Raw genomic sequence first — 24,835 nt, forward strand, 5'->3', positions numbered from 1 at the left:
GATTTGTATCAGTACGAAAAATTAATGTTAATGAGGGGCAATAAAAGCACAAAATGTACAAATCTTCGAGAGGCAATCTTTCGTAAAGCCAGTTTTCTGTGCTAAATACAATGAAAAAGGAGAAATCGCATGTCAGTTTCTATAACGATTAATATTATTTTGGGATTTTTCGCAATCATTTTCGGGGTTATCATGTTCTGGTCTTTACCAGTCCCTGCAAACCAAAATAAAAATGCTAACTTCCCCTTTTTAACTATTATTATACCCGCAAGAAACGAAGCTGAGAGAATCTCTTCGTTACTGTATTCATTACAGGAACAAAATTTTCAATCATTCGAAGTATTGGTTGTTGATGACCATTCTATTGATCATACAGTATCTGTTGCAAAAGCTTTTGATATAAAAATTTTACAGAATGAAACAAAAAGGTATGGAGAAGGAAAATCAATGGCCTGTTGGCAAGGTGTAAGGCATGCAAAAGGAGAGTGGCTGTTATTTTTAGACGCCGATACACAATTCCACAATCCTGACAGCCTTGAAGATATACTGACTTTCTATCATCGAAAAGGAGCCAGGGGAATAGTATCTTTGCAACCCTTCCATTCGATGCAACACATGTATGAAAATCTCTCAGCAATTTTCAACATTATTGTCATAGTGGGAATGAATATATTTACCATTTGGGGACGCCAGTTTAAGACCGCTGGATCGTTTGGTCCTTGTATTTTATGTAACAGAGACGATTACTTTTTGTCAGGCGGACATAAAAAAATCAGAGGAGCCCTTATGGATGACTTGGCACTGGGACAAGCTTTTCTTGATAAAAAATTGCCAGTTTATTGTATGGGCGGTAAGGGAGTTATATCTTTTCGCATGTACCCGGAAGGCTTTAAAAGTCTTGTAGAGGGCTGGTGTAAAAGTTTTGCCGTCGGTTCAAAATCTACACAACCTGTAATTATGCTAATGATTATCGCTTGGATATCAGGTAGTTTTATAAGCACAGGAGCACTAATATCAGCCATTACAGTAATGGAGACATTTCCCATCATGCTTACTGGACTGTTATATCTTCTCTATACGGTTCAAACATTGTTGTTTGCCAAAAGATGTGGCAATTTCAGATGGTTTATTTTCTTCTTCCACCCTATTTTGTTCTCATTTTTCACAGGAATATATATATATTCCTTGTTCAGGGTATATGTTTTGCATTCTGTAAAATGGAAAGATCGGAAAATAGACGTTTAAAGGAAGTGGTATTCCTAACTATAATATCATTATACATGTATTGTTTTGTTCGTATTATATGACTGTTGAGGAGACAATGTAAAAAAGTGAGGTTACTTATGTTCACTGCGATTATTGTAAATTTTGAAGATAGGGGGGTGAAAATTTCGAAAGCGAATGGAGGGCTGCCCCGAGGGGCAGCCCTCCATTCGCTGCTACCCCTCTGCCAGAAAGTGTTCATTTTTATTTAGCGGAAATGGTCTACTTTAGTTTAGCAGTTCCATATGGCATTAATGATTATTATTGGCACGAATAATATTTGCAAGATATAAACATAAGGACTAAACATTAAACTCATTAGGCTTCTGGTATTTGGGAAAAAACACATTACGCTTATGTATGTGACACTTTTAAATGTCACATAAAAGTAACTAGAAAAAATAAATACACGAAATAAAACGAATATACATTCCCTTAGTAATGGGTTAATTCTTTTCCAAACACTAGAAAAATATGCAGATAAAACGCCCTGAAAATAAGTCAAGTACGGGCAGCATGATGTAAACAAAATTCATTCAAGATGTGTGATTCAGGGGGGTAACTACCTTCATATGCCACTGCTTTCTCTCAAGTTATCTAACGATGTGTGATTTTAGAGTCTTTAATATTATAGTCACCATGCTTGCTTTTCTAAAGTATTAACTAATGACCACAACAAATGTAGTGACCACGCAAATGACCACACATTAAACAATTAAGAACAAACGTTTGCAATGCATCAATTGTGACATATCATAATTTGTTATATAATTGCATGCAGAACAACATATCAAAAATAGACAAAAATGGTAACAATCAAACGGGTCATGTAAATGTATAATTTAAGTACACTTCGTAAAAACTAGCGGGTGTGAGGTGTTGACCGTGGATAATCAAAAACTTATCAATTTCTTAAATCAGCTGTTATCCAATTATTTTGTCATGTATGTAAAATTGCATCGTTATCACTGGTTTATACAAGGCAGGCATTTCTTTCAATTACATGATGTATTTGAAGATATGTATAACACTGTTGCCGATGATTTGGATGAAATTGCGGAAAGGGTATTAATGATTGACGGCAAGCCGCTGGCAACAATGGCGAAGTATATGAAAGTAACAACGCTTGTGGAAGCAACGGCTGATGATAAAGAAGATGAAATAACTGCCCAACTAACCAAAGATTATCAACAAATAGTAACGGAAATAAAAGGGGATGGAATTCCTCTTGCAGCCGACAATCATGATGAGCCGACAGTCGATTTGCTTGTAACCTTACAAGGAAAACTCGAAAAATACATTTGGATGCTGTCTGCATATCGAGCGTATGAATAACGTTAAATAGGGGAATGCTGATGAAACAAAAAGTCATATCAATTGTAGGACCAACTGCTGTAGGTAAAACCCGGCTAAGCATCAAGATTGCCAGCCGTTTCGGAGGAGAGATCATCAGCGGGGATTCCATGCAAGTATACAAAGGACTTGATATTGGAACGGCAAAGATTACCCATGAAGAGAAACAAGGGGTCCCGCATCATATGATTGATATTAAATATCCCGATGAACCTTTTTCGGTAGCTGACTATCAAAAAAATGTCCAGCATTATATAAATGAAATAGATTCACGCGGGAAGTGGCCGATTATAGCAGGCGGAAGTGGTTTGTATATCCAGGCAGCATTATATGATTATCAATTCTCCAAACAGCGGAGGGATGTGCATGTAACCAAGCAAATGGAGCGCGAACTTAATGAGAAGGGTGCCGCTCTCATGCATAAACGTTTAAAAGAGATGGATCCTGATCAAGCTGCAAAAATCCATCCGAACAATCACCGGCGGCTCATCCGCGCGTTGGAAATCTATGAAACAACCGGGGTAACGATGTCCGAATATCAAAAAAACCAATTAGGAAATTCATCATATCACCCCATTTTTATCGGTTTGGAGATGGATCGAGATCTTTTATACGAACGAATCAATAACCGAGTTGATCATATGTTGGAAGAGGGACTCCTGGAAGAGGTCAAATTACTTTATAAACAAGGCTATGAAGATAATCAGGCGATGCGCGGTATCGGGTACAAAGAATTTATTCCTTATTTTAAAGGTGAGCAGTCATTCGAAGACACAGTCAATATTCTGAAACGAAATTCCAGACGCTTTGCAAAGCGGCAATATACGTGGTTTAAAAATAAAATGAATGTCACGTGGTATTCGGTTACACCTGAGACTAGCGAGGCAGTATTTAAAAATATTTTAACTGACTTAGCAGGAATGTTGTGAAAAATATAGAAGTATATACATACAGATAGAAAAGAGGAGGAAGTAGAATGGCACAGTCGGTAAACATTCAGGACCAATACTTAAATAAACTTAGAAAGGATCATGTTTCGGTAACCATATTTTTAACGAATGGTTTTCAACTGCGGGGAATCGTTAAGGCATTTGATAATTTCACGGTATTGATTGAAACAGATGGGAAACAACAACTGATATTTAAGCATGCTATCTCCACATTTGCCCCAGTGAAAAATTTGTCATTGGATAAGGAATAACATAAAGGTTTTAGAAAAACTCAGGGCTAGTCTTGCCTTATAGTGAGTGCTGACGTTTTTTATAAGATCATCCATCATTTATACTTTCTGACGTTGTCATAAAACGGACGCCTTCGGGCGCCCGTTTTATTCTGTTAGAGATCCTACTATGTGGGCGTTTATCACACCTTCTTTTTTAGCGCGTATACTATCGTGACGAAGGAGTGATCATGTGGAAACGCAAAAACATCGAAACAAAACCGGGCAAATTAATATTGTACTGCAGGATAAACAGCATAATGCAACACGTAATGAAGACAAACAGAAATTTACTGAGAATAATACGTTTTCGCACATTGATGCCGAATTTTCTTCATTTATAGGGATGAAACGATTAAAGCGAACCATTAAGGAAATCTATGCCACAATTGTTATTAACGAAAAGCGGAGAGAGTTCGGTTTATCCGGTACAAAGCAAGTACTGCATATGTTGTTTAAAGGCAATCCCGGAACCGGTAAAACGACGGTGGCCCGCCAACTTGCCAAGATGTATTTTGATATGAATCTTCTCTCGAAAGGACATTTTATTGAAGCGGAACGAGCCGATCTGGTCGGTGAATATATTGGGCAAACCGCACAAAAAACACGGGGTGTCATTCAAAAAGCGAAAGGAGGCATTTTATTTATTGATGAAGCATACTCCCTGGCCCGTGGCGGCGAAAAGGATTTCGGGAAAGAGGCAATTGATACATTGGTAAAGCACATGGAAGACAGTCATAATGATTTTGTACTGATATTGGCCGGATATCCATATGAAATGGAGCGCTTTTTGACACTGAACCCCGGCTTGAAATCCAGATTTCCATTTATACTGGACTTTCAGGATTATGATACAGCCCAACTTATAAAGATTGCCCAACAAATGGTTCAGAGCAGAGAATATGAATTGACAAAAGAAGCTGAATGGAAGCTGCGGACACATTTATATAAAGAAAAGCGCCAAATGCAGTACAATTTTTCAAATGCCCGTTATATTCGCAATGTTGTTGAGCAATCCATCCGACTTCATGCCATGAGGTTATTAAGCAAGGAAACTTTTTCAGTTAACGATTTGATCTACTTAACTGCTGAGGATTTGTGTCTTGATATTGAATGAGATGGAATTGTAGTGAGAATTGTTCTTTGCTATGATATATACAACTATACAATTTGTTAGTTAATAACGTTAGAAAATATAAATGATGGATGACCTTATAAGAAAATCTCCGGCACCTGCTATAAGATAAGGCGCATGCCGAGTTTTTCTCAGAATGGTTACAGGAAGAGGTTTTGACATGCCGGAAAGGATAATAGCAATAGCTGTAAAAAAGCGTGGAAGCGATGATAGACGTTTTGCATCATCCCTTGATGAACTGAAGTCCCTTTCCAGCACGGCAGGGGGTTCTGTTGAAAAAGTGATCACCCAAAATCGGCAGCGGATTCACCCTGCCTTCTATATCGGTGAAGGGAAAGTGGAAGAAATTCGTGAAACAGCAGAAGAACTGGAAGCTGATATGATTATCTCAAACGATGAATTGTCACCCGGGCAATTGCGTAATCTAACTAATCACATTGGTATTCAGGTCATTGATCGAAGCCAGTTGATTTTGGACATCTTCGCTAAACGTGCTCAGACAAAAGAGGGGAAATTACAGGTTGAGCTTGCCCAGCTGGAATACACGTTGCCAAGGCTCCGGGGGCGCGGTGAAGAAATGTCACGTCTCGGCGCAGGTATAGGAACCCGCGGTCCCGGGGAGACAAAGCTCGAAACGGATCAGCGCCACATAAGAAGTCGGATTGATGATATTAAAAAACAATTGAAACAAGTCGTACGACAGCGGGAGCAGTACCGCAAGCGCCGTAAAACAAATGATGTTTTTCAAGTTGCCATTGTGGGTTACACGAATGCTGGCAAATCAACATTGTTTAATCATCTGACACAAAGCGATGCGCTTGTCGAGGATCAGTTATTTGCCACATTGGATCCACTCACGCGCAAAATTCAGCTGCCATCGGGTTTTCGGACGTTGGCAACAGACACAGTAGGATTTATTCAAGATCTGCCGACTTCATTGATAGCAGCATTCAGATCAACGCTTGAAGAAGTGACCGAAGCAGATTACATCCTGCATGTGGTTGATGCATCAAACCCTGATTTTGATTTAGAGCAGCAGCAGGAAACTGTGAATAGTTTGCTTCATGATTTGGACGCAGATACAATCCCGCAGCTCATGGTGTATAATAAAAAAGACCTTATTGATGATGATTTTATACCGATGTATCATCCCAATATTTTCATCAGCGCACTTGAGCCATCAGACATCCACCGGCTGCTGAGAAAGTTGGAACAAACGTTGAAGGATGAATGGGACTGGTATACCGTATTTCTGAATCCGGACCAGGGGAAATTGTTGCACCGGCTGGAGCAGGAGACAATTGTTACCGAACGTTTTTTTCAGGAAAATGAAAATATATATTCGGTCAGCGGGTATATGCGACAAAATCATCCTTTGAAAAGTTTATTGAAGGGACACTAAGATACTGATGTTAAACAAGTTCATAACACAAGCAGAACAAGACTGTAAGCAGCAATTCACAAGCATTTCATCGGTAACCGAAAGAAATCAGAAGCGGGTGCTTGATGCCTTTAAATCCTGTCGTGTCAGTGATACGCATTTTAATTCGACCACCGGTTATGGGTATGATGATTTAGGAAGAGAAAAATTGGAAAAGGTTTATGCTGAAGTTTTTGGAGGAGAAGATGCACTTGTCAGGCCGCAGATTGTATCCGGAACACATGCTATATCAACCACGCTATTCGGTCTGTTGCGGCCCGGTGACGAATTATTGTATATAACCGGCAAACCCTATGATACCTTAGAATCCGTTATTGGTATAAACGGTGACCATAGCGGTTCATTAGCCAATTTTCATATTACATATAATCAGGTCGATTTAAGAGATGATGGGACGGTTGATTATCCGGGAATCAGACAAAAGTTGTCAACAAAAACAAAAGTGGTAGGCATCCAGCGTTCAAAAGGTTATGATGACAGACCCTCTATTTCAATCAGTGAAATAGAGGAAATGGTTCGTTGTGTAAAGTCGATCAATACGCACGCTATTATTTTCGTTGATAATTGCTACGGTGAATTCGCTGAGGAACGCGAACCGTTGCATGTGGGTGCAGATATTATTGCGGGATCACTTATAAAAAACCCGGGTGGCGGGATTGTCCGTGCAGGTGGATATATTGTGGGGAAAGAACCGTATGTTAAACAATGTGCCAATCGTCTGACAGCACCAGGACTTGGAAAAGAAACCGGGGCGACATTTAATACATTACAAGAGATGTTTCAGGGGCTCTTTATGGCACCGCATATTGTTGGAGAAGCGCTGAAGGGTGCTGTTTTAACCGCTAGATTTTTGGATTTGACAGGATTTCGGACAAGCCCGGATTATCAAGCGTTTCGGACAGATCTAATTCAGACGGTGACCTTTAATGATCCGGAAAAAATGATTGCTTTTTGCCAGGCAATTCAACATAATTCACCGATTAATGCTTTTGTTACGCCGTATCCGGGTGAAATGCCCGGCTACCAGGATGACGTGATTATGGCCGCCGGCACGTTTATACAAGGAGCTAGTCTTGAATTGACTGCTGATGGGCCGATCAAGGAACCTTATACGGCGTTTATACAGGGAGGTTTAACATACGCCCATGTAAAAATTGCACTTGAAAAAGCAATTGATGATCTGATTGCAAAAGAGTTGGTATCTTTTACAAGCTGAGTTTTGTTAAATTGGGGTAATATTATAACTTTACATAGACTGCCGATATCTCTAATATAGAAACGTAAGGTTTATGTTGATCTTTTGACGTGCAGCTAAAATGATTTAGGAGGAAATTAGATGGTATCAGGGTTAACGAGAGAACATATTATGAAACGAATTGACGAGGAAAATGTCCGGTTCATCCGTCTTCAATTTACCGACATGCTCGGAAACATTAAAAATGTTGAAATTCCGCTCAGTCAGTTGGATAAAGCATTGGACAACAAAATGATGTTCGATGGTTCATCCATTGAAGGATTTGTCCGTATAGAAGAGTCTGACATGTATCTGCATCCTGATCTGGATTCATTTGTAGTATTTCCATGGACCTCTGAAAAAGGAAAAGTAGCCCGGTTTATTTGTGATATTTATAATCCGGATGGAACCCCTTTTGCAGGATGCCCGCGTTACAATTTAAAACGAAAGCTTCAGCAAATGGAAGAACTCGGTTTTGACGCGTTCAATATAGGGACAGAGCCGGAATTCTTTTTGTTTAAACTGGATGAGAAGGGTCAGCCGTCAATGGAGCTGAATGATCGCGGGGGTTATTTTGATCTGGCACCGACAGACTTAGGTGAGAACTGCCGCCGGGATATTGTTCTGGAATTGGAAGAAATGGGATTTGAAATAGAAGCTTCACATCATGAGGGGGCACCAGGGCAGCATGAGATAGATTTCAAATATTCAGATGCAGTCAAGCATGCCGACGATATTCAAACATTCAAATTGGTGGTCAGGACGATTGCCAGAAAACATAATTTGCATGCAACCTTTATGCCAAAACCACTCTTTGGGGTTAATGGTTCCGGCATGCACGTCAATATGTCTCTATTCAGGAATGGCGAAAATGCGTTTTTTGATAAAGATGGCGATATGCAGTTAAGTGATGTGGCGTATCAATTCACTGCTGGGATAATTAAACATGCTACGAGTTTCACAGCCGTTACGAATCCGACGGTTAATTCATATAAGCGGCTGGTTCCAGGTTATGAAGCACCATGCTATGTAGCGTGGTCCGGTACAAACCGCAGTCCGCTTGTCCGTATTCCATATTCCCGCGGATTAAGCACCCGGATTGAAGTTCGAAGTGTCGACCCTGCTGCCAACCCATATATGGCGATGTCAGTGTTGCTTGCCAGCGGACTGGATGGTGTTGAAAATAAGTTGACCCCGCCTGAATCGGTTGATCAGAACATATACGATATGGATAAAAAGGAACGTAAAAATAACGGTGTGATGGATTTACCTTCAACATTGATGAACGCCTTGCTGGAAATGCAGAAAGATGAAACGGTGGTTGAAGCACTGGGTGAACATCTATATGAGCATTTTGTGGAAGCAAAAACGATTGAATGGGATATGTTCAGAACGACTGTTCATCCATGGGAAAGAGAGCAGTATTTGACTACGTATTAAAAAGACTATTAGAGAATTTATAATTATGGGGATGTTTCGTGGGTCAACAGCGATATTTTGTATTTAGAATGCCGCTCAAAGTTCAAATTTGGGCGGTATTTTTTATAACGTCAGAAAGTATAAATGATGGATGACCTCATAAGAAGAATTTCATGACCTGCTATAAGACGAGGCTTTATCATCCTGTCTAAGATGATAAAGCCTCGTTTGATTATGCATTTAAAAGTTTTCGGATACTATAAGACGGGATTGTGCCCTCCTAGTTATTCTATTCGACATTACGGTATAAGCCAACCACTTTGCCTAGAATGGTTACACTTTGGTAAATAAGCGGCTCCATCGTGGCATTCTCAGGTTGGAGGCGAATATGATCGCTTTCTTTAAAGAATCGCTTCACAGTGGCTTCATCTTCGTCGGTCATGCCGACGACGATATCACCATTTTGTGCTGTATTCTGTTGTTTAACGATAACCATATCCCCATTCAGTATACCTGCTTCAATCATGCTGTCTCCTTCAATCACCAGTACAAATAAATTTTCATCAGTACCAGTAACTGAACTTGGCAAAGGTACGAATTCTTCAATATTTTCCACAGCGGTTATGGGAATGCCGGCTGTTACCTTACCGATAACAGGTGCATACCGAGGTTCTTCTCTAGGTATATTGCTTTCTTCCGTCTGGTCTAAGACTTCAATTGCCCTTGGTTTTGTGGGGTCGCGTCTGATAAATCCTTTGCTTTCCAGACGTGCCAAATGACCATGCACAGTTGAACTAGAAGCAAGTCCCACCGCCAAAGCGATTTCCCGAACTGACGGCGGGTAACCCTTTTCGTCCACTTGCTCTTTTATATAGTCGAGAATAGCTTCCTGCCGCTTTGAAAGTTTCGTCATCAATTAAGCACCTCGCACATAATATTTATTGATGTAAGTATAGCATGTTTATCCCGGTTAAGCAAACATTCGTTCGAAAAAATGTTGACAGGATCACCAGTTCGTGTATAATAGTGGACAGATACGAACAATAGTTCTTCTTCGAATATGGGAAAGGATGATCTGTATGTTTGAAAGAATAACAAAAACTGATATATTCTATTTAATAGCTTTTGCATCTGCATTGATATTTTTATATTTTTCGATGGTTACAAGTGGATAACATGTAAGGGGATATGGCATTGAAAGTCATTATTTATTGCCGGGTGAGTACAGATAAAAAAATTCAGGAAACATCATTGCGAAGGCAAAAAGAAGAACTGATGAAGCTTGCCGGGGTCTATGGTTTTACGGTTGTGGACTATATTGAAGAACAGGCAAGCGGTTATGAAATAAATCGGGACGGTATTTTTAAAATGCTGGATTACTTTTCTGACAAACGGGCGGACTGTTTACTCATACAGGATGAAACGAGGCTGGGGCGCGGCAACACGAAGATTGCTTTGTATCATCAGTTACAAAAATTGGATGTCAGAATTTACACGTCTTTATATGAAGGTGAACTGGAACTGTCTGAAGCAGATTCAATGGTGTTGCAGATTGTCAGCATTGTCGAGGAATATCAACGGAAGATCCATAATGCAAAAATCAAACGGGGCATGAAGAAAGCTGTTGAAAATGGATTTGATCCGAGCAAAAACCTGACAAACCGCAACAAGGCTCCGGGGAAAGAACGAAAAGAGTTTCCGATTGAAGAAGTTATACGCTTGAGACAACATGGTCTCACATTTCGGGAAATTGCTGATATGCTGAATGGGTTCGGGCATTCTGTTTCAAAAGCGACGGTACATCGCAGGTATCAGGAACATCTCGACACTTGAATATGTATAAATTGACGTGTAGTATTAGAAGGCAGGAACAGTCTGACTGTTCCTGCCTTTATTGATTTTTCAGGAGGTTCATCTATGATTTCAAAAGAAAAGCTTAATCGGATAAATCAATTGGCTAAAAAGTCAAAAGAGGAAGGCTTAACTGTAAAAGAACAGACTGAGCAAAAAGAACTGCGTGAAGAATATTTGCAGAATGTCCGGAAGTCTTTCAAAAATCAGTTTAAATCAATGACTGTAAAGGATCCGGAAGGTAAGGATGTCACACCGAAAAAAGTGCGTGATTTACAAAACAAGGACAAAAACCATTAACTACTGTTTAGACTTGTTAAGGCAAGCGTTACATTATAGAATTAAGAAGGATACGAAACAATGTTAAGAAGGGAAAGGGGTATTGCTTTGTCAGAAACGATCGAACAACTATCCATTAACACAATCAGAACGTTGGCAATTGACGCGGTAGAAAACGCAAGTTCTGGTCATCCCGGTCTCCCAATGGGCGCTGCACCAATGGCGTATACGTTATGGACGGATTTTATGACCCATAATCCTGGTCATTCCAAATGGTTTAACCGGGACCGCTTTGTTTTATCAGCAGGCCATGGATCAATGCTTTTATATGGACTGTTGCACTTATCAGGTTATGATGTGACGATTGACGATCTGAAGTCATTCCGTCAGTGGGATTCCAGAACACCGGGACATCCGGAAGTTCATCATACCGACGGGGTTGAAGCAACGACAGGACCGCTTGGACAAGGTATTGCCATGTCAGTCGGTATGGCGATGGCTGAGGCCCATCTTGCAGCAACCTATAATAAAGACGATATATCGATTATTGACCATTATACGTATGCACTTGTGAGCGATGGTGACCTTATGGAAGGCATCTCTCATGAGTCCGCTTCACTTGCGGGTCATTTAAAATTAGGCAAGCTGATTGCCTTGTATGATTCAAATGACATTTCACTTGATGGCGAGCTGAATCGCGCGTTTTCGGATAATACTGAGGAACGCTTCAAAGCATACGGCTGGCAGGTTATCCGCGTGGAAGACGGTAACGATTTGAATGAAATCCGCAACGCCATTAAGGAAGCTAAAGCCAATACCGATCAGCCAACACTGATTGAAGTGAAAACGGTTATCGGTTATGGCGCACCGAACAAATCGGCGTCTGCAGCTTCACATGGTGCTCCGTTGGGCGAAGACGAAGTGAAGCTGACCAAAGAGTACTACGGCTGGCGTCATGATGACTTTCATGTACCTGATGATGTGTATGACGATTTCAAGAAAAAAATAGCTGATGATGGCGCAAAAGCCGAGCAAAACTGGAACGATTTATTTAAAACTTATCAAGAAAAATATCCGGAAGCAGGCAATGAATTGGAGCATGCCATAAAAGGTGAATTGCCGGAAAACTGGGAGGCAAATCTACCCGTTTATGATGCCGAGGATGATGCGAAAGCTACTCGCGCCTCATCCGGTGATGTCCTGAATGAAGTCTCAAAAGCTGTGCCATATCTATTTGGAGGCAGTGCTGACTTGGCAGGTTCAAATAAAACAACGATTAAAAACCAGGACGATTTTTCACGGAACAACTATGCCGGAAAAAATATCTGGTTCGGTGTGCGTGAATTTGCGATGGCAGCCGCTGTCAATGGAATGGCGTTGCATGGCGGCATTAAACCTTATGCCGGAACATTCTTTGTATTCAGCGACTATTTACGTCCGGCATTAAGATTGTCCGCCATTATGAATAATCCGGTCACATATGTGTTTACCCACGATTCGATAGCAGTTGGTGAAGACGGGCCCACACACGAACCTATTGAACAATTGGCATCCTTGAGAGCTATGCCGGGCCTTTCACTCATCCGGCCTGCCGATGGCAATGAAGTGCGTGAAGCCTGGAGACTGGCATTGGAGTCAACAAATAAGCCGACTGCACTGGTCCTGACAAGACAAGGTCTGCCTGTATTGGAAGGCACAAAAGAACATGCATATGAGGGTGTGCAAAAAGGTGCATATGTTATTAGTGAAACAGATAAAGAAACACCGGATGCACTATTACTGGCAACAGGTTCAGAAGTTCAGCTTGCGGTAAAAGCGAAAGAAGCCCTGCATGAAAAAGGCATCGACGTTAACGTTGTCAGCATGCCATCCTGGGATAGATTCAAAGAGCAGGATGATGCTTACAAGAACAAGGTGCTTCCGCCTAATGTTACGAAAAGACTAGCCATTGAAATGGGATCCCCGTTTGGATGGGAACGATATACAGGTGATCAGGGTGATGTTCTGAGCATTGATCGATTCGGTGCCTCTGCTAAAGGGGATAAAGTGGTTGATGAATACGGCTTTAATGTAGAAAATGTCGTGAATCGTGTTGAACAGTTGCTAAAATAAATATTTTGACTAAAGGGGTGACTCTTCCGGTTGGGGGGAGTCACTTTTTGTAACGGAAAGCTTCGATACTCGCTATAAGACGAGCGGTTGCCGCGTATTTTTAACAGGTAATACAGGGTATAATGGAAAGTCGACAAAATTAGTGTTCCTTTGTTACGTAGTATGACAAACTTCTAAATATGAGACGGTATAATAGATGATACAAAGGAGGAGGATTTCTGTTGAATCATTACTCTATTTATTGGATAAAGGAAGAATTTGCACGTTTTTTTTATTATCGCAGTGACATATTATGCCGGTTTATCAAGAGTTATCATCGTCTGCAAAACAGAGAGGATTTAAAAAGGCAGTTCCAGTATATCACCATCGATATGCCTGAGGACGCACTGATTTCACACATATTGAACAACCAGCCTTCTAACGCCAGGATCGAAAATAATGAACAGTTTTTGGTCATTGAGAAGGGAACATGCAATATTTCTTTACATATCGAACAAAAACGTATAAAATTTCTGGGTGACATAATTCATGATGCAGAAGGCTTGCTTTTTCCCGCTTTACGAACATACCAGCCATATTTTTTTGTTGTAGGTCAAGCCGAATATGATTTTGGCTGGATTTCACCGGTCCTTCAGTTAAAGGGAAATGATAAAGCTGGACAAGTATTGTATTCTTATCTTTGATTTACTATACTATATGAGAGACAACATGAAGGAGGAAAGCTTTAATGGACGTGATTTGGGTAGTGCTAATAGCAATTTTGGCATTAATTGCGGGGGTTGCACTTGGATTTTTTATCGCCCGAAAGTATATGATGAACTATTTAAAGAAAAACCCGCCAATTAATGAACAAATGCTTCGTACGTTGATGATGCAAATGGGGCAGAAACCATCACAGAAAAAAATCAATCAGATGATGCGTGCGATGAATAATCAGCAGCAAGGAAAATAATTGACATTATTCTCTATAGAAACTTTTAAATGTTTGCAAGGTACCCCTGAATTATGACAAATAATAGGGGTATTTTTGGTGTGACGTGTCATTGCAATTTATGTGGAAACCGCACATTCCAATATTTTTAAAAGTATTCTTTTTATGTTATTTGTTTGTTGCATCTGTTGGATTATTGTCAAATACGTATCACGTATCAGGTGTCTTTTTTTGTTAGAATAAAATAAGGAAGTTAGTGTAGGAGGATGGATATGTCTGGAGAAATCAATGTTTTTATAGCATTTGGAGCGGGCTTCCTGTCATTTATCTCACCTTGCGTATTGCCGCTTTATCCGGCTTTTCTTTCGTATATCACAGGGATGAGTGTCAATGACTTGAAAAATGAGAATAAAATGCTGACAAGGCAAAGTTTGTTACATACAGTTTTCTTTCTTATTGGTTTCTCGCTCGTTTTTATCATGCTTGGTTTCAGTTCCTCATTCATATCCGAATTTCTGGAGTCAAACCGGGATATCATTAGACAAATTGGAGCCATCTTGATTGTGTTTTTCGGACTTGTAATTGTTGGTATCTTCAATTTTGAATTTCTAATGAAAGATCGGTCAATCACCTTTAAAAACCGTCCCGCAGGGTTTTTTGGATCCTTAATTATAGGTTTGGCATTTTCGCTGGGCTGGACCCCATGTATGGGGCCGATTCTTGTTATCGTTATTTCATTGGCGGCAACTAATCCCGATCTTGGAATGGTCATGATGATCAGTTATATACTGGGATTTTCGATTCCGTTCTTAGCATTATCTTTTTTTATTGGGAAACTGACGTGGATCAAACGCAACAGCTCAATAATCGTCAAAGTTGGCGGTTATATTATGATTTTTATGGGGATTGCCTTGTACTTTGATTGGATGACTGACTTGACAGCATTTCTTGCGAGCTTATTTGGATTTTCCGGTTTATAATAGTTTGCGTGAGCTGGATTTTCCGGGTGGTTTGTAATAAACTGAAAACAGCGGATTTCTTACTGGAAATTTGATATAAAAAAGGAGCGTCAGCTGATATGTATCAAGCAAATGATCTCATTTTTCGGACAACAACATCGCTAATTGCATTTATTTTGCTGGGCTTCTCAATTTATTTGCTGCTTGCCGGTCATAATTCACCCGGTGGAGGGTTTATTGGCGGTTTAGTGACATCCTCAGCCATTATTTTGATGTATATGGCATATGGCGCTGGCGTACTTAGAAAAATTTTGCCCATTAACTATCGTATGCTTGTTCCCGCCGGACTGCTTCTTGCGGCAGGTACCGGAATTGGTTCCTTTTTGTTCCAACAGCCGTTTCTATCACATACATACGGTTATGCAGAATTCCCGATATTTGGAGAACTTGAACTGGCAACAGCCATGATATTTGATTTTGGTGTTTACTTGACAGTTCTTGGTGTTACAGTCACCATCATTTTAACCATTGCAGAGGATCGATAGTAGCCAGGTTAGGCTCCTAGAAGTGTTCAACCCATAAAAAAGGCGTAAAGAAGAGTGATTTGACATGTTTTGGCTGATAGCGAGTACCATGGTCGCAGCTTTTATGGCTATCATCATGATATTCGTCCGATTAAAGGCATCTAAAAAACCGGCAAGCGTCAAAAAAATCATTTTGCCGCCATTATTTATGAGCACAGGCGCATTAATGTTCGTATTCCCTGTTTTTAGGGTTGATTTACTGCAAATATGCGAGGCAATTTCTGTCGGTATTATTTTTTCTATTTTTTTGATTAAAACGTCCAATTTTGAAATAAAGGGCAGAAGTATATATTTGATCCCATCAAAATCGTTTGTTTTTATTTTGTTTGGATTATTATTGCTGAGGATTATTATTAAACTGGTCATCGGATCAACCATTTCCCTTGGTGAAACGAGCGGCATGTTTTTCCTTCTGGCATTCGGGATGATTCTCTCCTGGAGACTGGCAATGCTTTATAAGTTTAAACGACTGGAGAGAGAACTTGGCTAATTGAATGATGTGTGTATATAAAATGGCAGCTGGCCGAAAGTCGATGGTCAGCTGCCATTTTATATGGCATAAAGAAAAGTAGAATAATTAATTTTCAATTATCCTCCACCCCTTTTTCCTCATGACTCTTTTTCCGATAGCGTGATCGCCAGTTTTCAGCATAGTCGCTGCGGGAAAGTTCAAACAGGTGCTTATAAGGTGTCACATCAATATTTTTTTCCTTTAATTTTTTCTTTAAAAATTTATGATCCCGCTTTGGTGTTGCTAAAATATACCCTTCGATAAGTACTTCTTGCGTTATCAGCGTGTTGCTGTTTGCTAAAGCAACCTCTCCTATTTTGCCGACTATTTTATGCCTGGCAACATCTCTGAATAATTCGGGTACTGGTGCGACCAGCTCTTCCAGCAAGTGTTTCTCTTTTTCGGGCCACATATGTCTTGTTTGCTCGACATAATACGCTTCCCAGTCCATGTTCGACTTACCGTCTTCTTTCGGTAATTGTTTTAGGAATTTGCGAAACATAAAAAAACCGCCGATTCCCATGAAGCTTATCATTAAAAATCCCCAAAAGACGATGAAAATATCGCCAATCATTGACATATTACCACCTGTTTTTGTTCTTAATAGTAAAAAACTTTGTAATTTTTTCCTTTAATTTTTCAATTTGATAGTCTATGATAGTATCATGTGACACGATATAAATTGGTACTCATTATTTGCTGCTTTTACGCATTCCAAAATTTGTATTATAATTTAACCTACTTACAGTCTTTGGCAAGTCACCATATTACAAATATAGTAGCATATTTTCATTAAATTTGTCATATGAATTACTGATTAGAACATTAACAGAGTAAGGAGGGAAAAGGATGATCGGTAGCTATGACGAAAAATCCACAAAAATCAATAAAAATGAACAACATTCCACACCCCGCCGTGTCCCCCGGAACTTCTGTAATATGGCTTCACTGCCCTCCTCGATCCTAAAATGGATAGAATGGAATATGAGTGGATTCGTTACTTTATGGGATAGACACGGGAGAATTATTTATGTTTCGAAGGCAGTTGAACAATTACTTGGCTATACGGCTTCCGAACTTCTGGGTACAAAGTGGCATGAAATGGTTCTTGCAAATGATATTTCATATGTAAAAGATTATCTTGATGCCGTTAAAGATGAAAAGCAGGTTTTTAATATTAATGTTCAGGATATCCACAGCAAAAATATTTGGACAGAAAACTTAGTAACATCGATACAGGATGACCATGGTAATGAGTATTATATTTCCTTTACTAAAGATATCACGGATAAAAAAGAAGCTGAAGAGCTGATGATCCGATCCGAAAAAATGTCGGTGGCCGGACAACTGGCAGCAGGAATTGCTCACGAAATTCGTAATCCGCTGACATCGCTGAAAGGTTTTCTGCAGCTTTTGCAAGCCGGTGTCAACAGAGAAGAAGCCTATCATCATATTATGGTTGATGAAATAGAAAAGATCGAAAATATTACCTCAGAACTGCTGTTTATATCAAAACCGATGACTGATTCTCAGGAAATGGAATCCATACCGGAAATGGTTGATGATGTTGTCACTCTTCTGCAGCCTCAAGCACGATTAAAGAAAATTGACATTGAAATGAATGTGATCAATCAAAATATTAAATGCGACCGTTCTCAAATTAAACAAGTCTTAATCAATATTTTTAAAAACGCTATTGAAGCGATGAAAGAGCCCGGTAGCATCAAGATCAGCAGTCACTTGAAATGGCGGGAATTGCGGATTGACATTTCAGACGAAGGGCCGGGAATACCCGAGGAAATTATACATAAACTGGGTGAGCCTTTTTTTACAACAAAGGAAAATGGAACCGGTCTCGGCTTGATGATTACACGACAAATTCTTGAACGGCATGAAGGAAAGCTTGAAATTCTGCAAAATGAAGCAAGCGGAACCACGTTTAGGTTGATTTTACCGGCGGGTGATATAGAGTGAATTGTCGTCCAGTGATCGATTTTCCTGCTGATTGGTGCTGAAAAATTCAAGGAATTGCAGTTTTTAACCTACTTTTCCCGGCTTTCATGCCATATTGAATTTTGTGACTTACAGCGTGTTGAGATGAGATAAATAATCGTTTGTATAATGTTACAACTGTATAACTTTTTCTTATCATATTCAATAACTTATTAATATATGGCTGACGTTATGAAACGATTGTGTTGTACTATCATTTCGTATAAGATATATACAGATAGGTTTTGCAGGTAAGACATTGTAAAATTAGATTACCTGGGTAAGTTCAAAAGCTTAGACTTTGAGTGTGAGCAAGCCAAAACCAAGGTGTAAGTAATATTTAGTATGCCGTTTCACAGAAAGATGAGAGGGGAGTACTGTTTTATGGGTATTGATGCAAAAAAGCAATTTGATCTGAATGGCAGGACATACAACTATTATCAGTTAAAAGCGCTTGAAGATGCCAATTCAGGAAACATATCCCGGCTGCCATTTTCGATCCGGGTCCTTTTGGAATCGCTTGTCCGCCAACAGGATGGACACGTCATCAAAGACGAACATATTAAAGGGTTGTCCAACTGGGGAACAGATGAAGGAAAAGGGATCGATGTGCCTTTTAAACCGTCACGTGTTATTTTACAGGATTTCACCGGTGTTCCGGCTGTTGTTGATCTTGCATCGCTGAGAAAAGCAATGGTTGACATGGGTGGCGAACCGAACAAAATTAATCCGGAAGTACCAGTGGATCTCGTGATTGACCATTCGGTACAAGTTGACCAATATGGCACGCCTAACGCCTTGAAAGCAAATATGGAACTTGAATTTGAACGCAACATGGAGCGCTATGAGTTTTTGCATTGGGCGCAGAAAGCATTTGATAATTATCGTGCAGTACCGCCTGCAACGGGCATTGTTCATCAGGTAAACCTGGAATATATCGCAAATGTTGTTCATGGCCTTGAAAATGAGGATGGCACTTATGATGCATTTCCGGATACACTGGTCGGTACCGATTCCCATACGACAATGATCAATGGTCTGGGCGTCCTTGGTTGGGGTGTTGGCGGTATCGAAGCTGAAGCAGGTATGCTTGGCCAGCCATCATATTTTCCTGCACCGGAAGTGATCGGCGTCAAATTTACCGAAAGCTTCCCGCAAGGAACAACAGCAACTGACTTGGCATTAAAGGTGACTCAGGTTCTTCGTGAGAAAAACGTTGTTGGAAAATTTGTCGAGTATTTTGGTCCTGGATTAAAGGATATGCCGCTCGCCGATCGTGCAACTATCTCCAATATGGCTCCGGAATATGGAGCAACATGCGGTTTTTTCCCGGTTGATGATGAGGCGTTAAGCTATCTTCGTTTAACCGGGCGCAGTGAAGAACAGATTGAACTCGTTGAAACATATTGTAAGGAAAATAATCTCTGGTATTCAGCTGATCAGGAAGATCCTGAATATACCGAAGTTGTGGAGATCAATTTGTCAGAACTTGAACCAAATCTTTCCGGACCAAAACGTCCACAAGATTTAATTGCACTTTCTGAAATGAAAAGTGAATTCAACAAGGCCATTACGGCACCATCTGGCAATCAGGGCTTTGGCATGGATAAATCGGAATTTGACAAAACAGCGATAGTACAGCATCCAAATGATGAAACCTCAGTTATGAAAACGGGTGCTCTCGCCATTGCCGCAATTACTTCCTGTACAAACACATCGAATCCATATGTCATGCTTGGCGCGGGATTGCTGGCAAAAAATGCTGTTGAAAAAGGCTTGAAGGTGCCTGAATATGTTAAAACATCGTTGGCCCCGGGATCTAAAGTCGTTACACGTTACCTGGATGATTCAGGATTGCAGGAATACCTGAATACTCTTGGGTTTAACCTTGTTGGCTATGGATGTACAACATGTATCGGAAACTCCGGTCCGCTGCGTCCGGAAATTGAAAAAGCCATCGAAGAAAGTGACCTAACGGTTTCTTCTGTATTGTCGGGTAATCGGAATTTTGAAGGGCGCATCCATCCACTGGTCAAAGCTAATTATCTTGCTTCACCTCCATTGGTTGTTGCATATGCTTTGGCAGGGACGGTCGATGTTGACTTGACCAAGGATCAACTTGGTACAGATGCAGACGGTCAACCAATCTATTTAGAAGATATTTGGCCATCAATGGACGACATTAAGAATACTGTTCAGTCTGTTGTAAAACCGGAAATTTTCCGTAAAGAGTATGAGCGCGTGTTTGATTCCAATGAAAAGTGGAATGAAATCCAAACAACAGATGAACCTCTATTCGGATGGGATAACGAATCAACATATATCCAAAATCCGCCATTTTTCGAAGGCTTATCAAAACAGGCAGGTTCCGTGAAACCTCTGAATAAGCTCCGAATGATCGGTAAATTTGGCGATTCGGTAACAACCGACCACATTTCGCCGGCAGGAGCAATCGCAAAAGATATGCCGGCAGGACAGTATCTGCAGGATAAAGGTGTATCGCCGAGAAACTTTAACTCATACGGTTCGCGTCGCGGCAACCATGAAGTAATGATGCGCGGTACATTTGCCAATATCCGTATCCGCAATCTTTTGGCGCAAGGTAAAGAAGGCGGTTATACCACATACTGGCCGACAGGCGAGGTTATGCCATTTTATGATGCTGCTATGAAGTATCAAGAAAATGGCACCGGGTTGCTTGTTGTCGGTGGTAAAGATTACGGAATGGGATCTTCCCGTGACTGGGCTGCTAAAGGGACGAACCTCTTAGGTATTAAGACAGTTATTGCAGAAAGTTTCGAACGCATTCACCGCTCGAATCTGGTCATGATGGGCGTTCTTCCATTGCAATTTGAAAGAGGCGACAGCGCCGATAAGCTTGGACTGACTGGCAAGGAATCATTCGATGTGGAGATTGATGAAAATGTTAAACCGCATGATCGCGTTAAGGTGACAGCTGTAGACGAGGATGGCAAGTCAACTGAATTTAATGTCATTGCCCGCTTCGACAGCGATGTTGAGGTTGACTACTATCGCCACGGTGGTATTCTGCAAATGGTACTGCGGAATAAATTGGATTCTAAAAGCAGTGTGACACATTAAAAGAAAAGAAAGCCAATGCACCGCATTAGCGGATGTATTGGCTTTTCTTTTTTAACTACAGAAAATATTAATACAATTTCTGCGACCGCCTGCACTCAGATGAATGCAATATAAACTTTATATTAACGTCAGAAAGTATAAAAGATGGGTGACTTTATAAGCTTCAGCATTCGCTATAAGGCGAGGCGAATGCCGAGTTTTTCTAATAACGTCAGAAAGTATAAAATGGTTGACCTTATAAGAAAAGCTTCGGCATTCGCTATAAGACGAGGCGAATGCCGAGTTTTTCTAATGAAAATGAGCAAAGCGTTGATTCCGCATTCATTTATAATTGTAAAATATGTGATAAATTTTCAAAGAAATGGTAATACTGTTCGTAAAAGAGGAGTTGATGGTCATTTCTTTGAAAAAGAGACTTTCATTTGATGAGCTTGTCCAGGAAAATCGAAGGCAAATTTTGCAGGATGAGTCGTTTTTGGAAAGATTCGAGCAAAAAATGGAAAAGAAAATGCAGCATTCATTACACCAAAATCGCGTAAGATAACCTGTCTGTTTATCGTTCAGACAGGTTTTTTGGTCTTAAAAGTAAACAAACCTTATATAACCATTGTATATTATCGCGATTTTTGCAAAAAATTTAGTTATAGACATCTTTTGAGGTGTTATTAATTTTGCAAAGGAGCTCCAAATATGACTGACAAATACAAACCTAAACCGGATGACCGTAGTGACAATGTTGATAAGCTGCAAAATATGGTCCAAGACACCATTCAAAATATAGAGGACGCACATGACACCATGCAACATTCTACCGGTGAAGAAAAAGAAAAACTCAAGGATAAAAATAAGCGCCGTGAAGAAGCTATTGAAGGTATGCGCCAAGAAATTAAAGACGAAGCGAATAAATAGTAACCAAAACCTCAAACCACATGTTGTGTGGTTTGAGGTTTTCCAGTTCAAAAACATAATTCTAAATAGAACACAAACTGATTGGTGTTGTGCTTTTTCAATACGTACTTAATGCACGAAAGTATGGTAAAATAATATATGGACATAGCGTTATACAGGAGGAAAAAAATTGCACAAAACATATACACCAATTGAAGTGAGATACCAAGAGACAGATCAGATGGGGGTTGTTTACCATGCTAATTACCTTATCTGGTTCGAAATTGGTCGAACGAAATACATCGAAAGTCTCGGTCTTATGTATACAGATATGGAAAAAAATAATATTGTCTCACCTGTTATTGATGCTCAAATAACGTTTAAAAATCCTGTCCGCTACGGTGAAAAAGCAACTGTTGAAACGTGGCTTGATCAATATGATGGCCTCCGTACGGTTTATGCTTATCAAATCCTGAAGGAAAACGGAACTTTAGCTGTAAGCGGCACAACAGAGCATGTGATTGTTCATAAGGAGTCATTCAGACCGTTATCATTGCGGAAAACCTTTCCTGAGTGGCATCAGACCTACATGGAACAAGTGGATGGAGAATCATAATGGCTTTTGGAATTGATCGGAAAGAATTAATTGAGTGGAAATCAGAAGTTGAATGCGGCCGTATCAGTTTTTTAACTCACTATTGGATTGATGATCGCTTCCCTGGATGTGATACCGTAACAAAAGTAGGGTGCAATGATTTGGAAAAACTGGCTGGCTGGGGAAAACAATACAATTTGAATTCGGCTTGGATCCATTTGGACAGAGTGCATCCGCATTTTGATCTGTTCGGGGAAAAACAGGCAGCAATATTAAGAAAGGAAGCGCAGTGGGATCAAATAACCAGGTTCAGTTTATAAGTTAACGCGTGCACTATAAAATTGATAGCACAAAGGCGCAAGATCCGAACGTGGTACTTTCTGATAAAGCATCGCAGAGTCCAAATTTAATAGTGCGTGTTCAAAAAGGAGGATAAAAAGGACCAAGAAGTTCGAGGCGGCGCAGTTTCGAGCAGCGGAATGTATGCCTTTAGATACATGAGCACAAGTAATGCTTCCATGAATCCGCTTCGCACGCAGGAAAAGTGTTTTTCTTTTCCAAGGAGCGGAGAAACAAGCCAACGAAGAAATTCAAAGTGTCATTTTTACCGGACTTTTTGAACAACCTCTAATACTGATTTTTTAGAAAAACTTGACATTCAGTTGTGGAGTTTTTCTATAGTTAAAAAGAGGCACTGACGCCTCTTTTTGTTTATTCAACTGAATTATATCAGACTGACTTTAATCGATTGTTTTCCAATTGATGTTTTACATTATTTCACCCGTTTTTCTGGAACCAAATCAACGCCGCCCGAATGAAAGGGATGGCATTTGCCGATCCGCTTGATGGTCAAATAACCTCCTTTAAAGAAACCGAAGCGTCGAAATGCCACCAGTCCATACTCCGAACAAGTCGGAAAAAATCGACAGGTTGGAGGTTTAAGTGGACTGATCGTTTTCCGATAAAACTTTATCAGCGCAATAAAGATATATTTCATAGTGGTAACTATCCTTCCAGCTTATCATCCGTTATCTTATCATACGTTATTGAAGCAACAGCATCATGCATATGAATAGATTCTTCGTTTCGGCAATGCACATGGAACTTGGTGATAAACGGCATTTCATATAAATCCGCCGCAACCAGACGTGTCAGATCTTCTACAAAACGCGGATTTTCATACGCTTCCTCTGTTACCATTTTTTCATCGGGCCGTTTTAAGACCGGGTGCAGTCTGGCACTGGCATTACTTTCAGCTGCTTCAAGCAGCCATTCTTTCCAGTCTGTTGCTTCATCATCAAAATCCTCAGCCAATGATACGGTCATCGTGACTTCACCACGCTGATTATGAGCGCTATATTCACTGATTTCCTTTGAGCAAGGACAAAGCGTCGTAATCAGTGATGATAATGAGGTGGTAACGGTGAATCCCGCTACTATGTCATAGTTGACTGTGATTGAGACATCTGCATGATTCATCCCGGAAAGACCTGACTGAGGTCCGCGCCTTTCGTAAAACCATGGGAAACTCACTTTGATTTCGGCGTCCTTTTGATTCAGACGTTCCGCAAGATCTTTTGTAAATGATTTAAGTGCTTGTAAGTTAATAACGAACCCTTTCCGGTGGAATTCTTGGAGCTGTTCGGTAAAACGGCTCATATTGGTCCCTTTACTCGATTTTTCAACACTGGATGTGAACTCAAATGTTGCGATGGTTGTTTGTGATTTGGGCTCCATGTTGCTTGTAACGGTAATCGGATGTTTCACATTTGAAATTCCCACCGCATCGAGGTCAAATAAAAAGTCTTCTTGTGTATTTTGTAAATCAGCCATCTGGCTTTTTTCGCTTGGTTTTGTTTTGGGACCAGGCTCGACAGAACCAAATAATTTATGACGATTGGCTTTATCCGGTAACTGTTTTTTTGTAATTGTCTTAGCTTTATCCATAACGATCTGTGACCCCTTCC

General features: G+C 40.2%; 26 protein-coding genes. 22 read left to right on the forward strand and 4 right to left on the reverse strand.

The window, feature by feature from the left end; genetic code table 11:
• Window positions 1-129: 129 nt before the first annotated feature.
• From IEW67_RS02090 to glnA, 8 genes are all read left to right on the forward strand, one after another.
• Window positions 130-1,245, forward strand: coding sequence for a glycosyltransferase family 2 protein (locus IEW67_RS02090; protein ID WP_188631400.1), 1,116 nt, complete (start codon window positions 130-132; stop codon window positions 1,243-1,245).
• A gap of 903 nt (window positions 1,246-2,148) precedes the next feature.
• The gene (locus tag IEW67_RS02095; protein WP_188631401.1) at window positions 2,149-2,598 is read left to right on the forward strand and encodes a Dps family protein; all 450 of its coding nucleotides are present in this window, start codon (window positions 2,149-2,151) and stop codon (window positions 2,596-2,598) included.
• Between the two features lie 20 nt (window positions 2,599-2,618).
• Window positions 2,619-3,545 (forward strand): tRNA (adenosine(37)-N6)-dimethylallyltransferase MiaA, encoded by a 927-nt coding sequence (gene miaA / locus IEW67_RS02100; protein WP_308430699.1) that lies wholly within the window; start codon window positions 2,619-2,621, stop codon window positions 3,543-3,545.
• Window positions 3,546-3,592: 47 nt separating this feature from the next.
• Window positions 3,593-3,817: an RNA chaperone Hfq gene (gene hfq, locus IEW67_RS02105; RefSeq protein ID WP_188631402.1), complete on the forward strand. Its 225-nt coding sequence runs from the start codon at window positions 3,593-3,595 to the stop codon at window positions 3,815-3,817.
• A 211-nt stretch (window positions 3,818-4,028) separates the two neighbouring features.
• Complete coding sequence (gene spoVK, locus IEW67_RS02110) at window positions 4,029-4,952, forward strand: stage V sporulation protein K (protein ID WP_188631403.1); 924 nt, start codon at window positions 4,029-4,031, stop codon at window positions 4,950-4,952.
• A 178-nt stretch (window positions 4,953-5,130) separates the two neighbouring features.
• The gene (gene hflX / locus IEW67_RS02115; protein ID WP_188631404.1) at window positions 5,131-6,372 is read left to right on the forward strand and encodes a GTPase HflX; all 1,242 of its coding nucleotides are present in this window, start codon (window positions 5,131-5,133) and stop codon (window positions 6,370-6,372) included.
• 7 nt (window positions 6,373-6,379) lie between these two features.
• Window positions 6,380-7,627, forward strand: coding sequence for a methionine gamma-lyase family protein (locus tag IEW67_RS02120; protein ID WP_188631405.1), 1,248 nt, complete (start codon window positions 6,380-6,382; stop codon window positions 7,625-7,627).
• A gap of 120 nt (window positions 7,628-7,747) precedes the next feature.
• A complete protein-coding gene (gene glnA, locus IEW67_RS02125; protein ID WP_188631406.1) occupies window positions 7,748-9,085 on the forward strand; it encodes a type I glutamate--ammonia ligase in 1,338 nt (445 codons plus the stop codon).
• 268 nt (window positions 9,086-9,353) lie between these two features.
• Here the strand turns inward: glnA and lexA are convergent, their stop codons facing one another.
• Window positions 9,354-9,977: a transcriptional repressor LexA gene (gene lexA, locus IEW67_RS02130; RefSeq protein ID WP_188631407.1), complete on the reverse strand. Its 624-nt coding sequence runs from the start codon at window positions 9,975-9,977 to the stop codon at window positions 9,354-9,356.
• Between the two features lie 281 nt (window positions 9,978-10,258).
• Here lexA and IEW67_RS02135 point away from each other — a divergent pair, with 281 nt between their 5' ends.
• From IEW67_RS02135 to IEW67_RS02170, 8 genes are all read left to right on the forward strand, one after another.
• Window positions 10,259-10,897 (forward strand): YneB family resolvase-like protein, encoded by a 639-nt coding sequence (locus IEW67_RS02135; RefSeq protein WP_188631408.1) that lies wholly within the window; start codon window positions 10,259-10,261, stop codon window positions 10,895-10,897.
• Between the two features lie 84 nt (window positions 10,898-10,981).
• The gene (locus IEW67_RS02140; protein WP_188631409.1) at window positions 10,982-11,215 is read left to right on the forward strand and encodes a DUF896 domain-containing protein; all 234 of its coding nucleotides are present in this window, start codon (window positions 10,982-10,984) and stop codon (window positions 11,213-11,215) included.
• 87 nt (window positions 11,216-11,302) lie between these two features.
• Window positions 11,303-13,306 carry a transketolase gene (gene tkt / locus IEW67_RS02145; RefSeq protein WP_188631410.1) on the forward strand — a complete coding sequence of 668 codons (2,004 nt, stop codon included), beginning with the start codon at window positions 11,303-11,305 and terminating at the stop codon, window positions 13,304-13,306.
• A gap of 221 nt (window positions 13,307-13,527) precedes the next feature.
• Window positions 13,528-13,989: a sporulation inhibitor of replication protein SirA gene (gene sirA, locus IEW67_RS02150; protein ID WP_188631411.1), complete on the forward strand. Its 462-nt coding sequence runs from the start codon at window positions 13,528-13,530 to the stop codon at window positions 13,987-13,989.
• Window positions 13,990-14,033: 44 nt separating this feature from the next.
• Window positions 14,034-14,258 carry a YneF family protein gene (locus tag IEW67_RS02155; RefSeq protein ID WP_188631412.1) on the forward strand — a complete coding sequence of 75 codons (225 nt, stop codon included), beginning with the start codon at window positions 14,034-14,036 and terminating at the stop codon, window positions 14,256-14,258.
• Between the two features lie 251 nt (window positions 14,259-14,509).
• Window positions 14,510-15,217: a cytochrome c biogenesis CcdA family protein gene (locus IEW67_RS02160; protein ID WP_188631413.1), complete on the forward strand. Its 708-nt coding sequence runs from the start codon at window positions 14,510-14,512 to the stop codon at window positions 15,215-15,217.
• A 98-nt stretch (window positions 15,218-15,315) separates the two neighbouring features.
• On the forward strand, window positions 15,316-15,741 hold the full coding sequence (locus IEW67_RS02165) for a Na(+)/H(+) antiporter subunit B (RefSeq protein ID WP_188631414.1): 426 nt from the start codon (window positions 15,316-15,318) through the stop codon (window positions 15,739-15,741).
• 64 nt (window positions 15,742-15,805) lie between these two features.
• A complete protein-coding gene (locus IEW67_RS02170; RefSeq protein WP_188631415.1) occupies window positions 15,806-16,270 on the forward strand; it encodes a CcdC family protein in 465 nt (154 codons plus the stop codon).
• A gap of 94 nt (window positions 16,271-16,364) precedes the next feature.
• On the opposite strand, the gene IEW67_RS02175 is transcribed toward IEW67_RS02170, so the two are convergent.
• Window positions 16,365-16,871, reverse strand: coding sequence for a DUF2621 family protein (locus IEW67_RS02175; protein WP_188631416.1), 507 nt, complete (start codon window positions 16,869-16,871; stop codon window positions 16,365-16,367).
• 269 nt (window positions 16,872-17,140) lie between these two features.
• Here IEW67_RS02175 and IEW67_RS02180 point away from each other — a divergent pair, with 269 nt between their 5' ends.
• The 6 genes from IEW67_RS02180 (at window position 17,141) to IEW67_RS02205 (ending at window position 23,188) form a co-directional block, all read left to right on the forward strand.
• On the forward strand, window positions 17,141-18,265 hold the full coding sequence (locus tag IEW67_RS02180; protein ID WP_229671647.1) for an ATP-binding protein: 1,125 nt from the start codon (window positions 17,141-17,143) through the stop codon (window positions 18,263-18,265).
• Window positions 18,266-18,667: 402 nt separating this feature from the next.
• Complete coding sequence (gene acnA / locus IEW67_RS02185) at window positions 18,668-21,385, forward strand: aconitate hydratase AcnA (RefSeq protein ID WP_188631417.1); 2,718 nt, start codon at window positions 18,668-18,670, stop codon at window positions 21,383-21,385.
• Window positions 21,386-21,776: 391 nt separating this feature from the next.
• Window positions 21,777-21,929 (forward strand): FbpB family small basic protein, encoded by a 153-nt coding sequence (locus IEW67_RS02190; RefSeq protein WP_188631418.1) that lies wholly within the window; start codon window positions 21,777-21,779, stop codon window positions 21,927-21,929.
• 146 nt (window positions 21,930-22,075) lie between these two features.
• A complete protein-coding gene (gene tlp / locus IEW67_RS02195; protein ID WP_188631419.1) occupies window positions 22,076-22,294 on the forward strand; it encodes a small acid-soluble spore protein Tlp in 219 nt (72 codons plus the stop codon).
• Between the two features lie 169 nt (window positions 22,295-22,463).
• The gene (locus tag IEW67_RS02200) at window positions 22,464-22,889 is read left to right on the forward strand and encodes an acyl-CoA thioesterase (RefSeq protein WP_188631420.1); all 426 of its coding nucleotides are present in this window, start codon (window positions 22,464-22,466) and stop codon (window positions 22,887-22,889) included.
• Complete coding sequence (locus tag IEW67_RS02205; protein ID WP_188631421.1) at window positions 22,889-23,188, forward strand: hypothetical protein; 300 nt, start codon at window positions 22,889-22,891, stop codon at window positions 23,186-23,188. The genes IEW67_RS02200 and IEW67_RS02205 overlap by 1 nt, the downstream gene beginning before the upstream one ends.
• A gap of 452 nt (window positions 23,189-23,640) precedes the next feature.
• Here the strand turns inward: IEW67_RS02205 and yidD are convergent, their stop codons facing one another.
• A complete protein-coding gene (gene yidD / locus IEW67_RS02210) occupies window positions 23,641-23,865 on the reverse strand; it encodes a membrane protein insertion efficiency factor YidD (protein WP_188631422.1) in 225 nt (74 codons plus the stop codon).
• Window positions 23,866-23,873: 8 nt separating this feature from the next.
• On the reverse strand, window positions 23,874-24,815 hold the full coding sequence (folE2, locus tag IEW67_RS02215; RefSeq protein ID WP_188631423.1) for a GTP cyclohydrolase FolE2: 942 nt from the start codon (window positions 24,813-24,815) through the stop codon (window positions 23,874-23,876).
• Between the last annotated feature and the right edge of the window lie 20 nt (window positions 24,816-24,835).

The sequence above is a fragment of the Lentibacillus kapialis genome (assembly GCF_014646635.1).
In the GTDB taxonomy this organism is placed as follows: Bacteria; Bacillota; Bacilli; order Bacillales; family Amphibacillaceae; genus Lentibacillus; species Lentibacillus kapialis.